Consider the following 12,939-nt stretch of genomic DNA (forward strand, 5'->3'; position numbering starts at 1 on the left):
GTTATACATTCCGTACAACAGGGAGTTGGACCTATGAATGGAGCTGCCCGGAATCCCGAATTCGAGGCAACGGCGCTTCAAATTCGTAAAATTGGTAATTCGGTGGGAGTGATTTTGCCGAAGGAATTGCTCGCGCGCCTCAATTTGAAGGAGGGCGACAAATTCTATCCGGTTGAACAGCCAGACGGAAGCTTGCGGCTGTCTCCCTTCAATCCGAAGCATGCGCGGACGATGGAAATCGCCCGCAAGGTGATGCACGAATACAGGGATACATTCGCCGCGCTGGCCAAATGAACGCGACATTCGAGCCATTGTGGCTTGATGTCGATGAAGTAATCGACATGCACGCGGAACAGCTTGCTATGTTTGGTGGTCCCGAAGGTGTTCGGGACCACGGCCTCCTTGAGTCGGCAGTGCTACGGCCGATCAATCAATGGCATTACGGCGAGACTGATATGGCGGCGCTTGCTGCAGCTTATGGATACGGTCTCGCCAAAAATCATGCGTTCGTTGATGGCAACAAACGCATCGCCTTTCATGCGATGATGGTGTTCTTGCGCATGAATGATATCTCGTTCGCCCCAGATCCCGGCGAAGCTACAGAGATCATCCTTGCCCTTGCTGCCGGCGAAGTCAGCGAGCAATCGCTCACGCGCTGGATTCGGGACAACTGGCCGGCCTGACGCACTGCGGTATGTAAAGATTGCCGTGGTATGCCAGCAACCGTTGCTCTCCATATCCAATTGCGCTAATTCCGTGGCAACATACGAAATACGAGGCGGGAGACCCTGATGTCCGATCACAGCGAAGTCGCTTACACCACGGCCGATGGCAACGACTATCCGGCGCATGAGCAGACCTATGAGGGCTTTCTCATGCTGGTGAAGTGGGGCACCATCGGCGTCATCGCCATCGTGGCCCTGATGGGCATCTTCCTCACCTGATCTATCGCCGATTGCGCCGCCCGACTCGGGTGGCGTCCTGTCCTATTTGCTCACGCGCGTGCCTTGCGCCGCCGGAGGCCCCATGAAGATTGCCGTTGCCAAGGAAATCGATCCGTCCGAACCGCGCGTGGCGATCTCGCCCGACACGGTGAAGAAGTTCAAGGCGCTCGGCGTCGATGTGGCGATTGAGCCTGGCGCCGGCATCAAGTCCGGCCTGCCGGATTCGGAATACACGGCCGTCGGCGCCACCATCAGCGCCGATGCGGTGAAGGATGCCGACATCGTCATCAAGGTGAAGCGTCCTGAGGTGTCCGAACTCGCCGGTTACAAGCGCGGTGCGCTGGTGATCGCGATCATGGACCCCTATGGCAACGACGCCGCACTGAAGGCAATGGCCGATGCCGGCGTGTCGGCCTTCGCGATGGAACTGATGCCGCGCATCACCCGTGCGCAGGTGATGGACGTGCTGTCCTCGCAGGCCAACCTCGCCGGCTACCGCGCCGTCATCGAGGCAGCCGAAAGCTTCGGACGCGCTTTCCCGATGATGATGACCGCGGCCGGCACCATTCCAGCCGCCAAGGTGTTCGTGATGGGCGTCGGCGTCGCCGGCCTGCAGGCGATCGCGACCGCGCGCCGCTTGGGCGCGGTGGTCACCGCGACAGACGTGCGCCCGGCCACCAAAGAGCAGGTCGAGAGCCTCGGCGCGAAATTCCTCGCGGTGGAAGACGACGAGTTCAAGAACGCACAGACCGCCGGCGGCTACGCCAAGGAAATGTCCAAGGAATATCAGGCCAAGCAGGCCGCGCTCACTGCCGAGCACATCAAGAAGCAGGACATCATCATCACCACGGCGCTGATCCCGGGTCGTCCGGCGCCGCGTCTGGTCACCGCCGAGATGGTGGCGTCCATGAAGCCCGGTTCGGTGCTGGTCGATCTCGCTGTCGAACGCGGTGGCAATGTCGAAGGCGCCAAGCCCGGCGAAGTCGCTGACGTCAACGGCATCAAGATCGTTGGTTATACCAATGTCGCCGGCCGCGTCGCCGCCTCGGCGTCGAGCCTCTATGCGCGCAATCTGTTCTCGTTCATCGAAACGTTGGTCAACAAAGAGACCAAGGCGCTCGCGGTGAACTGGGACGACGAACTGGTCAAGGCAACGGCCTTGACCAAGGACGGCGCCGTCATTCATCCGAACTTTCAGCCGAAGACCGCTTAAGGAGCGCTGCCATGGATCATGCCTCGCTGGTCAGCCCGTTCGTCTTTCAGCTCTCGATCTTCGTGCTCGCCGTGTTCGTCGGCTATTTCGTGGTGTGGTCGGTGACCCCCGCGCTGCATACGCCGCTGATGTCGGTGACCAATGCGATCTCTTCGGTGATCGTGGTCGGCGCACTGCTCGCGGTCGGCGTCAACATGGTCGGCAGTGGCGGCGCCTTGGCGCGCGGCTTCGGCTTCGTCGCGCTGATCTTTGCATGCGTCAATATTTTCGGCGGCTTCCTGGTCACGCAGCGCATGCTTGCGATGTACCAGAAGAAAAAGAAGTAAGGGCAGCCCGATGAACGCCAATCTCGCCGCACTGCTCTATCTCGTCGCGGGCATCCTCTTCATCCTGTCGCTGCGCGGGCTGTCCAGCCCGGCGTCCAGCCGCCAGGGCAATTTCCTCGGTATGGCCGGCATGGTCATCGCCGTGGGCACCACGCTGGCCGCGCATCCGCCGGCCGATGGGCTCGGCTGGGTCCTGGTGATCCTCGGTATCGCCATTGGTGGCGGCATCGGCGCGGTCATCGCCAAGCGCGTGCCGATGACCTCGATGCCCGAACTGGTCGCGGCCTTCCACTCGCTGGTCGGCATGGCCGCGGTGCTGGTTGCCGCCGGCGCGTTCTATGCGCCGGAAGCCTTCGGCATTCTCGATCCGGTGACCAAGAAGATCGTCGGCGCCAGCCTCGTCGAAATGTCGCTCGGCGTCGCCATCGGCGCGCTGACCTTCACCGGCTCGGTGATAGCGTTCGCCAAGCTCTCCGGCCGCATGAGCGGCTCGCCGATCATCCTGCCGGCGCGTCACATCATCAATATCGCGCTCGGCCTGGCGCTGGTGTTCTTCATCTTCGGTCTGGTCCGCTCGGGCAGCGCCGTGGATTTCTGGCTCATCACCGTCATCGCACTGGTGCTCGGCGCTCTGCTGATCATCCCGATCGGCGGCGCTGACATGCCGGTCGTGATCTCGATGCTGAACTCCTATTCCGGCTGGGCAGCTGCGGGCATCGGCTTTACGCTGGGCAATTCGGCGCTGATCATCACCGGTGCGCTGGTCGGCTCGTCCGGCGCGATCCTGTCCTACATCATGTGCCACGCGATGAACCGCTCCTTCATCTCGGTCATCCTCGGCGGCTTCGGCGGCGAGACCGCTGCAGCCGGTGGTGGCTCGGGTGAGCAGAAGCCGGCCAAGCTCGGCTCGGCGGACGACGCAGCCTTTATCATGAAGAACGCGCAGAAGGTCATCATCGTGCCCGGCTATGGCATGGCGGTGGCGCAGGCCCAGCATGCGCTGCGCGAAATGGCCGACACGCTGAAGAAGGAAGGCGTCGAGGTGAAATACGCCATTCACCCGGTGGCCGGCCGTATGCCGGGCCACATGAACGTGCTGCTGGCGGAAGCCAATGTGCCTTATGATGAGGTGTTCGAACTCGAGGACATCAATTCGGAATTCGCGCAGGCTGACATCGCCTTCGTTATCGGCGCCAACGACGTCACCAATCCGGCGGCGGAAGACGACAAGACCTCGCCGATCTACGGCATGCCGGTGCTGCAGGTGTGGAAGGCCGGCACCGTGATGTTCATCAAGCGCTCGCTGGCGTCCGGCTATGCCGGCATCGACAACCCGCTGTTCTATCGGGACAACACCATGATGCTGCTCGGCGACGCGAAGAAGGTGACCGAGAACATCGTCAAGGCGATGTAACTCGCTCCTACGGACTTCGTTAAAACGCCCGGCTACAAGCCGGGCGTTTTCCGTTTGGAACGTCAGCTCGCAGCATCCTCTTTCGGCAAGCGATACAGCGCGCACAGCTTGTTGCCGTCGGGGTCGCGCAGATAGGCCAGATAGAGCTTCACGCCACCTTCGCGGATGCCGGGCGGCTCTTCGCAGGTGGTGGCGCCATTGGCGATGCCGGCGGCGTGCCAGGCATCGGCTTCGTCCTGCGATTTGGCGAGAAAGCCGATGGTGCCGCCATTGGCAGCGCAAGCAGGCTCGCCATTGATCGGCTTCGACACCGAGAAAGTACCGGTCTTGGTCCGCCAGAAAACCCGGTGGCGATCGACGGCGCCGGGCGGGACGCCCAGCGTGCCGAGCAGCTTGTCATAAAACGACTTCGCGGCTTCGAGGTCGTTGGTGCCGATCATGACATGTGAAAACATCTCGCTTCCTCTCCCGGTTTCTTGCAAACTCACCTTCAGGTGATACGCAACTATACGCATCATATGCAGTTTGGCGAGACGGCATGATCCCGCCGCGCAATCGGTTTTGTGGGTCTGCAATAGCGGCGTGTCGCTTGCTGCCAAACCCGTTTTCAATCAGGACACTTGCTTGATGTCAGCACATCCCATGCCCAGATCGTCCTGGATTTTCCCCACGTTGGCCGTTCTGCTTTTTATCGCGACGTCAATTCCTTCGCTCGGGATCGGATTCACGGAGACGACTGCTGGCATTGTGTTTGCGGTTGTTCTGTTGGTCATCTTGTTTGGCACGGTGTTCGCCGCCGTGCATCATGCCGAAGTCATCGCACACAAGATCGGCGAACCGTTCGGCACGCTGTTGCTGACACTGGCCGTCACCATTATCGAGGTGGCGCTGATCGCCTCCATCATGCTGGGTGACAAGGCCGTTCCGACGCTGGCGCGCGATACTGTCTTCGCGGTGGTGATGATCGTTTGCAACGGGTTGGTTGGCATCTGCATCCTCGTCGGAGGGTTGCGTTACCGAGAGCAGGATTTTCAGGTCACGGGGTCGAATATTTATCTCAGCGTACTGATTGTGATGGCGACGATCACGCTGATCCTGCCGAATTACACCCTGACCACTCCGGGACCTTTCTATTCGAACGCACAGCTCGCTTTTGTCAGCGTCGCCACCATCATGCTCTATGCGGTGTTTCTCTACACACAGACCATCCGACATCAGGATTACTTCGTCGCAGACGGAAGTGGCGAAGGTGCCGCAGGCGGGCATGTTTCCAACCGTCTGCTGGTCGTCAGCGCCGTTTTGCTGCTGGTCTCGTTGCTGGCGGTGGTGCTGCTGGCGAAGAAATTCTCGCTGGTGGTGGATGCCGGCATTGAACGGATCGGCGCGCCGGAAGCCTTTGCCGGTATCCTCGTGGCGCTGCTGATCTTGCTGCCGGAAAGCGTCGCCGCTATTTCTGCCGCGCGTGGCAACGATCTGCAGAAGAGCATCAACCTCGCACTCGGCTCATCGCTCGCCACTATCGGACTGACGATACCTGCGGTTGCGGTGGCGGCCTATGCGTTGAACAAGGAACTGGTGCTCGGTCTCAGTGCGCAGAAGATGGTGCTGCTGGTGATGACCTTCGTGCTGAGCATGCTGACCTTTGGTACCGGGCGCACGAACATCCTGTTCGGGCTGGTCCATTTGGTGGTGTTTGCGGTATTCATCTTCATGGTGTTTGTGCCGTGACCACTTTGGAGAATGAGACGATGCTCGCTGCCCAGTCCGACGTTCAGCAGGACACGCCCGAAGTTCGCGTCACCGAATGGCGGCTCGCGCCTGGCGCGGCGACTGGTCACCACACCCATGGGATGGACTATGTGATCGTTCCGATCACCACGAGCGTGATGACCATCGTTGCGCCGGACGGCACCCGCTCGCAGGCGCCGATCACGACCGGCAAATCCTATTTCCGCAAGGCAGGCGTCGAGCATGACGTTCTGAATGAAACCGACAAGGAAATCGTGTTTCTCGAGGTCGAGGTTAAGAAAGCTTAACCTTGTCTGCCTCCAGCGGCTGCCGGTTCATTGTGTTTAGCCTGCTGAGGACCACCTGAAACAATTCAATGCGACGGATTGGAACTTTGCCTTCGATCCGTCGCGATTGATCCCTGAATCAGCCTCAAATTCCTAGCATGAAGCAGCTTGGGGAAGAGGCCGGTTCATGCTGCACAAGTATCTCTCGAAGTTCACCATCGATATCTTGCCGTCGATTCTGGCGACGATCGTGGGTGCCTATATCGTCAATCACTACATCATCCCGAAGGCGAGCCCGGATCGCCCCGCTGCGGCTGTTGCATCGACGCCTGCGGAGCCGAAGCCTGACACCAAGGCAGCGACAGCTAAGCCCGCCGAGAATTCTGCCGACCTCGCCAATCTGCCCGAATCGGTCCCGGCCAAGGCCGGCGACAAGCCGGTGGTCGAGAAGGCCAGCATCGAAAAGCCCGAGGCGGCCACGACACCCGAGTCGCGCCGCCATCAGCCGGCATTGCGCGAGAAGGCAGCGGTCAAACCCGCGCCGGCTCCGGCCGCGCCTGCGCCCGTCCTTGCCACCGTGGGCACTGCGCCGGCGGCGAATGCCAGCGCGGATGAACGCCGCGATGCCAACGATCTCGCCCGTGCTGCCATCGAGCGCCTGAACCGCAGCGAGCCGCGACCCCAGGAAGCTGCCCGTGCGCCTGAGACTCCGCGTGCACCGGAGGCGCCTCGGGCGCAGGAAGCCGCACGGACTGTTTCCCCTCCGTCGATGCAGCAGCTGCCACCGCCGATCGTGGTGGCGACGCCAAGCGTCGAGAAGCTCGATCCCATGCCCTCGCAGGCCGAACGCCCCGAAGTACGTCGCATTCGTCCGCCCGGTGACATCCCGACGCCGCAGCCGATGGATCTGCAAGCGGACGCTGCTGGCACACCGCGATCTGAGCGCACCAACGTGGCCGAAGACGTGCTGTCTGCGGCAAAGTCGGTGTTCAATTCGGTGATCCCGCGCCCGTTCGAGCGGTAAGGGAAACGGTGGATTTTCCGCGCTCCGCTCTCACGCATGCAGGGCGACGTCGTATTGGTATCAGCCTGACTCCTGCGAGCTTTAGCTAGCCCGCGCGTCCACCCATGCGGGCGAGGCCGCTCCGCGCGGCATCGTCCTTCGGGCGCAGTGCGACAGCGCGGCTGTAGGAGTCTGCGGCCTTGGCCCTGTCGCCAAGCTTCTCATAGGTCGCACCGCGGGTCAGCCAGACCTGCGCATTGCCCGGTGCCACCTGCGAAGCCTCGTCGAGATCCGCTGCGGCTTCCTGGTTTTTGCCGAGTGCGAGATAGCATTGCGCGCGGCCGAGCAGGGGATCGGCCTGCTGCGGCGTCAGGCCGTTGGCCGACGTAAAATCCGCGATGGCAAATTCATATTTCTTCTCGGACTGATAGAGCAGCCCGCGTTGGTAGAAGGTCTGCGCACTGTGCGGATCGAGATCGAGTGCCTGATTGAAGGCCAGCAGCGCGTCATCGGGTTTGCCGGATTGTGCGAGCGCCTGCGCGCGTGCAGCGTGGATCTGTGCATCCTGCGGATTGGTCTTGCCGGAATTCGCGGGCGGCGGGGGCGCCAGAGCCGTCGTCTTCGGTTCGTCCTTGTCGGACCCTGGTGTTAGTGACGACAGGTTGAACGAGCATCCGGTGCCGCACAGACCCGTAACGATAAGGGCAATCGCGGTAAGGCCGCGGGCGCCGAAGCGGGACGGGGACTCGCGGACGGGACATTCCATGCAGGGCCAATCTCACGCAGCGACCAATGACCTATTGGTAGCGCGACATCGGGCAAAATGCACCCGATCAAGACCAGCGCGCCAAAGAAGTAGTTCGCGCAAAAAAGCAACTGCGCAAAAAAATAACGCGGGCTTTGGCCCGCGTTATCAAACTCGGTGGATGAAGTGCGCTTAGCGCGCCGGACGCGGAGCGCCCGCGCCGCCAGCGCCGGGACGGCCGCCACGATCGGCGCCAGGACCCGCGCCGAACACCGGCTTCGGCTTCATCGGCAGCAGGCCTTCGCGCTGCAGCTTCTTGCGAGCCAGCTTGCGTGCGCGACGCACAGCCTCAGCCTTCTCGCGAGCCTTCTTCTCAGAGGGCTTCTCGTAGTGACCGCGGAGCTTCATCTCGCGGAAAATACCCTCGCGCTGCATCTTCTTCTTCAGCGCCTTGAGAGCCTGATCGACGTTATTATCGCGAACGAGAACCTGCACGCGGCATCCTCTTTTCAATTGATCGGATTTGAATTTCGGTAAAGTGAAGGGCCGACAAAGGCCATGCCCTTAACCTCAAGGGCGCCGATGTACCAGATGAAATGGCGAATGTCCACCTTGCGGCGCCGTCATTTTAACCTTCGGGGCCGGGAAAATAACGTATTTTTTCCGAATTTTCCCGGGTGGGGATAGGGCAGGTTCCCTGTCTCGACAGGTATTGGAGCACGGACGCATAATTCCCGTGGCGACTCAGCCGGGACGCCGATTACGACCGGAGAGCATCATGAATGGGAAAAAATACGCGGCCGAGCTGATCGGCACCTTTTGGCTCACATTTGCAGGCTGCGGCAGTGCCGTAATCGCGGCAGCATTTCCGCAGGTCGGTATCGGTCTCGTCGGCGTCTCGTTGGCCTTCGGCCTCAGCGTCGTGACCATGGCCTATGCCATCGGCCACGTTTCGGGCTGCCATCTCAATCCTGCGGTCACCGTGGGCCTTGCGGCAGGTGGACGTTTTCCCGCCGGCCAGATTCTCCCTTATGTGATTGCGCAGGTCGTCGGTGCGGTTGCAGGTGCGGCCGTGTTGTATGTCATCGCCAGCGGTGCTGCCGGTTTCGACCTTGCCAAGGGCTTTGCGTCGAACGGCTACGGCGATCATTCGCCCGGCAAATACAGCATGGTGGCGGGCTTCATCATGGAGGTGGTGATGACCATGATGTTCCTGTTCATCATCATGGGCTCCACACACGGCAAGGCCCCTGCGGGCTTCGCGCCGCTGGCAATCGGGCTTGCGCTGGTGATGATCCACCTCGTCAGCATTCCAGTCACCAACACGTCGGTGAATCCGGCGCGCAGCACCGGGCCGGCATTGTTTGTCGGCGGCTGGGCACTGCAACAGTTGTGGCTGTTCTGGGTGGCACCGCTGGTTGGCGGTGTTCTCGGCGGTGCGATCTATCGCTGGCTGAGTGACGAGCCCGCTGGCGTAGTGGAAGGCAAGGCGGCCACCTGACGAATGAGGCGGTGAAGCCGGCGTCGTTACGTCGCCGGCTTCACCTCAACCACGTGGCCCATCTTGCGGCCGGGCTTCGGCGCGCCCTTGCCATAGAGATGCACGGTGGCGCCGGGGACGGTAAGCCACTTGCCGTAGTCGAGAATGTCGTCGCCGATCAGGTTGATCATGGTGACCTGGCCGTGGCGGACGGGTTTGGCGAGCGGCCAGCCGGCGATGGCGCGGATGTGCTGTTCGAATTGCGACACTGAGGCGCCATCGAGCGTCCAGTGGCCGGAATTATGCACGCGCGGCGCAATTTCGTTCACGACAAGCGTCGCGCTGTCCTTACCGGGCACGACAAACAGTTCGACGGCAAAGACGCCGACATAGCCCAGCGCAGTGCCGATCTTCTCGGCGATCTCGCGTGCCTTCGCGGCAAGCGCGTCAGAGATGTGCGCGGGCGCATAGGAGAATTTCAGGATGTGATCGCGGTGCTCGTTTTCGGTGACGTCGAAACATTCGACGTGACCGTCGGCGCCGCGTGCAGCGATGACCGAAACCTCGCGTTCGAACGGCACGAAGGCTTCAAGGATCGCGGAATTGGTGCCGAGATCCTTCCAGACCTGATCGAGATCGTCACCCTCGCGGATGATTGCCTGGCCCTTGCCGTCATAACCGAAGCGACGCGTCTTGATGACAGCTGGCAGACCGATCTTCTTGACCGCTGCATGGAGCTCGCCAGCGTTCGCAACGCCTGCGTAACCGGCTGTGCCGATACCCAGTGACGTTACAAAATCCTTCTCGGCCAGACGATCCTGCGTGGTCTGCAGGATTGTCTGTGCGGGCAGAACCGGGCGCCGCGCGTCGAGGATCATCGCGGTGGCGGCCGGCACGTTCTCGAATTCGTAGGTGATGACGTCGCAATCACTGGCGAACAGTTCGAGCGCCTCGACATCCGCATATTCAGCGCATGTCGCGTTCTGCACGACATCGAAAGCCGGCGAATCCGGATCCGGTGAAAAAACCTGACAGCGGAGGCCGAGGCGTGCTGCGGACATCGCCAACATGCGACCGAGCTGGCCGCCACCGAGAATGCCGATCGTATCGCCCGGCTTGAGAACCTTCGTCACCACAGCGCTCACGCCGCACCTTCCGGCTTTTCAGCCACGGCATCGGTCTGCGCCTTGCGCCAGGCGGCGAGCTTTGTTGCCAGTGCCGTGTCGTGCAGCGCCAGCACGCTCGCCGCGAGCAGTGCCGCATTGATCGCGCCGGGTTTGCCGATGGCCAGCGTGCCGACGGGCACGCCGCCCGGCATCTGTACGATCGAATAAAGCGAGTCGACGCCGGACAGCGCCTTAGATTCCACGGGCACGCCGAATACCGGGAGTTCCGTCAGCGCCGCGGCCATGCCGGGCAAATGCGCAGCGCCGCCGGCACCGGCGATGATGATCTGGAAGCCCGCTGCCTTGGCGCCCTTGGCGAATGCGACCAGCCGGTCCGGCGTGCGGTGGGCCGAGACGATGCGAGCCTCATGGGATACGCCGAGCGCTGTCAGCGTTTCGGCGGCGTGGCGCATGGTTTCCCAGTCCGACTGGCTTCCCATAATAATGGCGACGGGCGCGGTCATTCCGTATTTTCTTTCGCGAATCCAGAAAGATAGGCTGGAAATACAATGTCGTCCCCTTGCGTGGCAAGGAGCGTGGCAAACATGATCTCGTCTTGGTGAAGACTGGCAAGCCTTGTAACAAATCCCATGCAAAAGAAAACCCGAACGCCTGCTGCAAAGTCGGTCAAACGTTCCATGAAGCCGGCGTTGCGCGGTTCCAAGGCGTTGGTGTCGCTGCCGAAAAGCCGCGCGCCGGCGGCCGCGCTGACGATTCGGGCGGCTGGAAGCGCAACTCACACAGGCCGAGGCGAAGATTGCCGAATTGCGAGCTTCGGCGGAACCGACTCCTGCTCGACATTCTCAACCGCCGTGGCTTTGCCCGCGAGCTGCCCCGCGCCGTGGCCTTCATCGCCCGCTATAGCGCGACGGGTGCACTGATTGTGCTCGATGTCGACCGCCTCAAGCCAATCAACGACGCCTTCGGTCACGCGGCCGGCGACATCGTGCTCAAGGCAGTGGTTGGCGTGCTCCGGCGGCATGTCCGCGCATCCGACGTGATCGGGCGGCTGGGTGGTGATGAGTTCGTGCTGTTGCTGTGGAATGTCAGCGAAGTCGACGCGCGCGCCAAGGCGCAGGTTTTGGAAGCCGCAATCGACCAGCTCACTTTCGTCTTCCGCGACATCAACGTGTCGGCTGGCGCCTCTGCAGGCGTCGCACTGCTGGGTCCCGATGTCGATGGCGAAGCCGCGTTGGTTCAGGCCGACAGGGCGATGTACGTGCGCAAGACCGCGCGACGCGCGAAAGTGTAGTTAGCCATCGCCGGCGTTGGCGCCTTACAACGCGCTGAGGTCGCTTGGCACTTCGCCAAAGGCGCGGATCACCTGGGCGTCGCCGAACTCGCCGATCATCGGATCGCCGGTACGGCTGAAGGCCAATGCGCCGATTGAACCTGGCGCACGGGACAATAGTTCGGCGCGGCGGATGGCGCCGGATGCGCTCTGACATTCCTCGGCGGCACCGGCGGCCGGCGAACCAGAGTCGTCTTGCAGGAAGGGCAGCGCGACATAATAGGTGATATCGGCCATGGTGCCCTCACGAGTCGATTGATCTCGGCGCAAGAATGTTCTTATTTTGTTCTTGTTGTCAAGTTTCGACAGCGCCTCGTTTGCAGTCGCCCCATTCCGCTCCTGTTAGGCCGCAATGGCTCGCTTGCGCAGTGCGAGCGTCACGTCGGGCAGCGCGAGCGCCATGGCGATCAATTCGCGGCGCCCAGCAGTTTTCACCGCGCCACAATGCGATGCTGGCCAGAATTAAGTCTGGCTGTCATGCCTACGATGCCGCGCGAAAAGAGCGGCGGCCGTCGCGAAGCAAGGTTTTGACGACGGGCGAGTTCAACGCCCAGCCTGCAGCATTCGCCGCGAGTTAAAGAAAGCCGATCCATCGATCATCGCGCGTTGAGTTCGCAGCCTTGGCCGTTCTTTAACCCACAGCCACAGCGCGACGCGTTGTCTCAGGCAATAATATCCGGGGTGATCTGGTCTTCGATAAAGGAGATCCGGTCTTTCAGTTGAAGCTTCCTCTTCTTCAACCGTTGCAGTCGCAAAAGATCGGGTGCCGGCGAATGCTGCAAGGCATCGATAGCGGCGTCGAGGTCGCGATGTTCCTGCTGCAATCGGGCGAGTTCTAACGGGAGTTCGCGATCTTCGTCGTCGTTCATGTTTCTAGCTGACTGGATTCGCAAGTCATTTGCGAGAGATTTCTAGAGTGACTATCGCTGGTGCAGGCGCACCACGCAAGCCGTCCGGTTCCAGGTTTTTGCGGCGCAATTAGGTCACGATTCGTTTCAGACGATACCCGAAACTCAAAATACACTTTTCAATACCCATCGACAGATGTCCACTGTCATGTAGAATTCATCGTCCAACCGAACGTATCCTGAGGTTCAATCCTACCGAGGAGTTTTCGAATGGCACTACAGGCGCATCTCGTCGAACTGGAACGCAAGCACAAAGTTCTCGAAAGCGAATTGCACGAAGCGCTCGTGCACCTGTCTACCGACGATCTCCGCATCGTCGAACTCAAGCGTCGAAAACTGATGGTCAGGGACGAAATCCAGCGTCTCAAAAACGGGGCCAGCGAAACGGTGCACTGATCAACGGCTGCGCTGATCAGCGAACGATAAATCACAGC

At 61.2% G+C, this 12,939-nt stretch carries 19 protein-coding genes and 1 pseudogene; 12 read left to right on the plus strand and 8 right to left on the minus strand.

The features are described from left to right. Nucleotides 1-33 precede the first annotated feature (33 nt). From AB7951_RS02580 to AB7951_RS02605, 6 genes are all read left to right on the plus strand, one after another. Nucleotides 34-294: an AbrB/MazE/SpoVT family DNA-binding domain-containing protein gene (locus AB7951_RS02580; protein ID WP_120287136.1), complete on the plus strand. Its 261-nt coding sequence runs from the start codon at nucleotides 34-36 to the stop codon at nucleotides 292-294. Then, nucleotides 291-683, plus strand: a complete 393-nt coding sequence (locus AB7951_RS02585) for a type II toxin-antitoxin system death-on-curing family toxin (RefSeq protein WP_120287135.1) — start codon at nucleotides 291-293, stop codon at nucleotides 681-683. The genes AB7951_RS02580 and AB7951_RS02585 overlap by 4 nt, the downstream gene beginning before the upstream one ends. Nucleotides 684-791: 108 nt before the next feature. Beyond that, a complete protein-coding gene (locus AB7951_RS02590; RefSeq protein WP_089265886.1) occupies nucleotides 792-944 on the plus strand; it encodes an aa3-type cytochrome c oxidase subunit IV in 153 nt (50 codons plus the stop codon). 82 nt (nucleotides 945-1,026) lie between these two features. After that, nucleotides 1,027-2,157 carry a Re/Si-specific NAD(P)(+) transhydrogenase subunit alpha gene (locus AB7951_RS02595; protein WP_120287134.1) on the plus strand — a complete coding sequence of 377 codons (1,131 nt, stop codon included), beginning with the start codon at nucleotides 1,027-1,029 and terminating at the stop codon, nucleotides 2,155-2,157. Nucleotides 2,158-2,168: 11 nt separating this feature from the next. Then, the gene (locus AB7951_RS02600) at nucleotides 2,169-2,483 is read left to right on the plus strand and encodes a proton-translocating transhydrogenase family protein (RefSeq protein ID WP_089265888.1); all 315 of its coding nucleotides are present in this window, start codon (nucleotides 2,169-2,171) and stop codon (nucleotides 2,481-2,483) included. 10 nt (nucleotides 2,484-2,493) lie between these two features. Continuing rightward, nucleotides 2,494-3,897 (plus strand): NAD(P)(+) transhydrogenase (Re/Si-specific) subunit beta, encoded by a 1,404-nt coding sequence (locus AB7951_RS02605; protein ID WP_093757128.1) that lies wholly within the window; start codon nucleotides 2,494-2,496, stop codon nucleotides 3,895-3,897. Between the two features lie 62 nt (nucleotides 3,898-3,959). Here AB7951_RS02605 and AB7951_RS02610 read toward each other — a convergent pair whose 3' ends face one another. Beyond that, nucleotides 3,960-4,352: a VOC family protein gene (locus tag AB7951_RS02610; RefSeq protein ID WP_120287133.1), complete on the minus strand. Its 393-nt coding sequence runs from the start codon at nucleotides 4,350-4,352 to the stop codon at nucleotides 3,960-3,962. Nucleotides 4,353-4,524: 172 nt separating this feature from the next. Between AB7951_RS02610 and AB7951_RS02615 the strand changes: the two genes are divergently transcribed. The 3 genes from AB7951_RS02615 (at nucleotide 4,525) to AB7951_RS02625 (ending at nucleotide 6,936) form a co-directional block, all read left to right on the plus strand. After that, nucleotides 4,525-5,625 carry a calcium:proton antiporter gene (locus AB7951_RS02615; protein WP_120288005.1) on the plus strand — a complete coding sequence of 367 codons (1,101 nt, stop codon included), beginning with the start codon at nucleotides 4,525-4,527 and terminating at the stop codon, nucleotides 5,623-5,625. Between the two features lie 20 nt (nucleotides 5,626-5,645). Continuing rightward, on the plus strand, nucleotides 5,646-5,933 hold the full coding sequence (locus AB7951_RS02620; RefSeq protein WP_068730343.1) for a cupin domain-containing protein: 288 nt from the start codon (nucleotides 5,646-5,648) through the stop codon (nucleotides 5,931-5,933). Nucleotides 5,934-6,099: 166 nt separating this feature from the next. Then, nucleotides 6,100-6,936 carry a hypothetical protein gene (locus AB7951_RS02625; protein WP_439061950.1) on the plus strand — a complete coding sequence of 279 codons (837 nt, stop codon included), beginning with the start codon at nucleotides 6,100-6,102 and terminating at the stop codon, nucleotides 6,934-6,936. 85 nt (nucleotides 6,937-7,021) lie between these two features. Here AB7951_RS02625 and AB7951_RS02630 read toward each other — a convergent pair whose 3' ends face one another. Together AB7951_RS02630 and rpsU are read right to left on the minus strand one after the other, a co-directional pair. Then, nucleotides 7,022-7,681, minus strand: coding sequence for a tetratricopeptide repeat protein (locus AB7951_RS02630; RefSeq protein WP_439061949.1), 660 nt, complete (start codon nucleotides 7,679-7,681; stop codon nucleotides 7,022-7,024). A 171-nt stretch (nucleotides 7,682-7,852) separates the two neighbouring features. After that, the gene (gene rpsU / locus AB7951_RS02635; RefSeq protein WP_089265892.1) at nucleotides 7,853-8,155 is read right to left on the minus strand and encodes a 30S ribosomal protein S21; all 303 of its coding nucleotides are present in this window, start codon (nucleotides 8,153-8,155) and stop codon (nucleotides 7,853-7,855) included. Between the two features lie 283 nt (nucleotides 8,156-8,438). Here rpsU and aqpZ point away from each other — a divergent pair, with 283 nt between their 5' ends. Then, nucleotides 8,439-9,161 (plus strand): aquaporin Z, encoded by a 723-nt coding sequence (aqpZ, locus tag AB7951_RS02640; protein WP_120287132.1) that lies wholly within the window; start codon nucleotides 8,439-8,441, stop codon nucleotides 9,159-9,161. A 26-nt stretch (nucleotides 9,162-9,187) separates the two neighbouring features. On the opposite strand, the gene AB7951_RS02645 is transcribed toward aqpZ, so the two are convergent. The 3 genes from AB7951_RS02645 to AB7951_RS02655 are packed head-to-tail and all read right to left on the minus strand — an operon-like array spanning nucleotide 9,188 to nucleotide 10,946. Continuing rightward, nucleotides 9,188-10,273, minus strand: coding sequence for a 5-(carboxyamino)imidazole ribonucleotide synthase (locus AB7951_RS02645; protein ID WP_256461239.1), 1,086 nt, complete (start codon nucleotides 10,271-10,273; stop codon nucleotides 9,188-9,190). Nucleotides 10,274-10,281: 8 nt separating this feature from the next. Beyond that, nucleotides 10,282-10,770 (minus strand): 5-(carboxyamino)imidazole ribonucleotide mutase, encoded by a 489-nt coding sequence (gene purE / locus AB7951_RS02650; RefSeq protein WP_068728790.1) that lies wholly within the window; start codon nucleotides 10,768-10,770, stop codon nucleotides 10,282-10,284. Beyond that, on the minus strand, nucleotides 10,767-10,946 hold the full coding sequence (locus tag AB7951_RS02655) for a hypothetical protein (protein WP_170849526.1): 180 nt from the start codon (nucleotides 10,944-10,946) through the stop codon (nucleotides 10,767-10,769). Before AB7951_RS02655 ends, purE begins: the two co-directional genes overlap by 4 nt. Between AB7951_RS02655 and AB7951_RS02660 the strand changes: the two are divergent. Then, nucleotides 10,897-11,558: pseudogene (locus AB7951_RS02660) on the plus strand (GGDEF domain-containing protein). The gene AB7951_RS02655 and the pseudogene AB7951_RS02660 sit on opposite strands and share 50 nt — an antisense overlap. 24 nt (nucleotides 11,559-11,582) lie before the next feature. On the opposite strand, the gene AB7951_RS02665 reads toward AB7951_RS02660, so the two are convergent. Next, nucleotides 11,583-11,834 (minus strand): hypothetical protein, encoded by a 252-nt coding sequence (locus AB7951_RS02665; RefSeq protein ID WP_439059854.1) that lies wholly within the window; start codon nucleotides 11,832-11,834, stop codon nucleotides 11,583-11,585. A gap of 425 nt (nucleotides 11,835-12,259) precedes the next feature. Further along, nucleotides 12,260-12,466 (minus strand): YdcH family protein, encoded by a 207-nt coding sequence (locus AB7951_RS02670; RefSeq protein ID WP_068728782.1) that lies wholly within the window; start codon nucleotides 12,464-12,466, stop codon nucleotides 12,260-12,262. A gap of 249 nt (nucleotides 12,467-12,715) precedes the next feature. On the opposite strand from AB7951_RS02670, the gene AB7951_RS02675 reads away from it, so the two are divergent. Then, nucleotides 12,716-12,901 (plus strand): YdcH family protein, encoded by a 186-nt coding sequence (locus AB7951_RS02675; RefSeq protein ID WP_068728781.1) that lies wholly within the window; start codon nucleotides 12,716-12,718, stop codon nucleotides 12,899-12,901. The last annotated feature ends 38 nt before the right edge of the window (nucleotides 12,902-12,939 follow it).

The sequence above is a fragment of the Tardiphaga sp. 285_C5_N1_2 genome, from assembly GCF_052076065.1.
GTDB lineage: Bacteria > Pseudomonadota > Alphaproteobacteria > Rhizobiales > Xanthobacteraceae > Tardiphaga > Tardiphaga robiniae.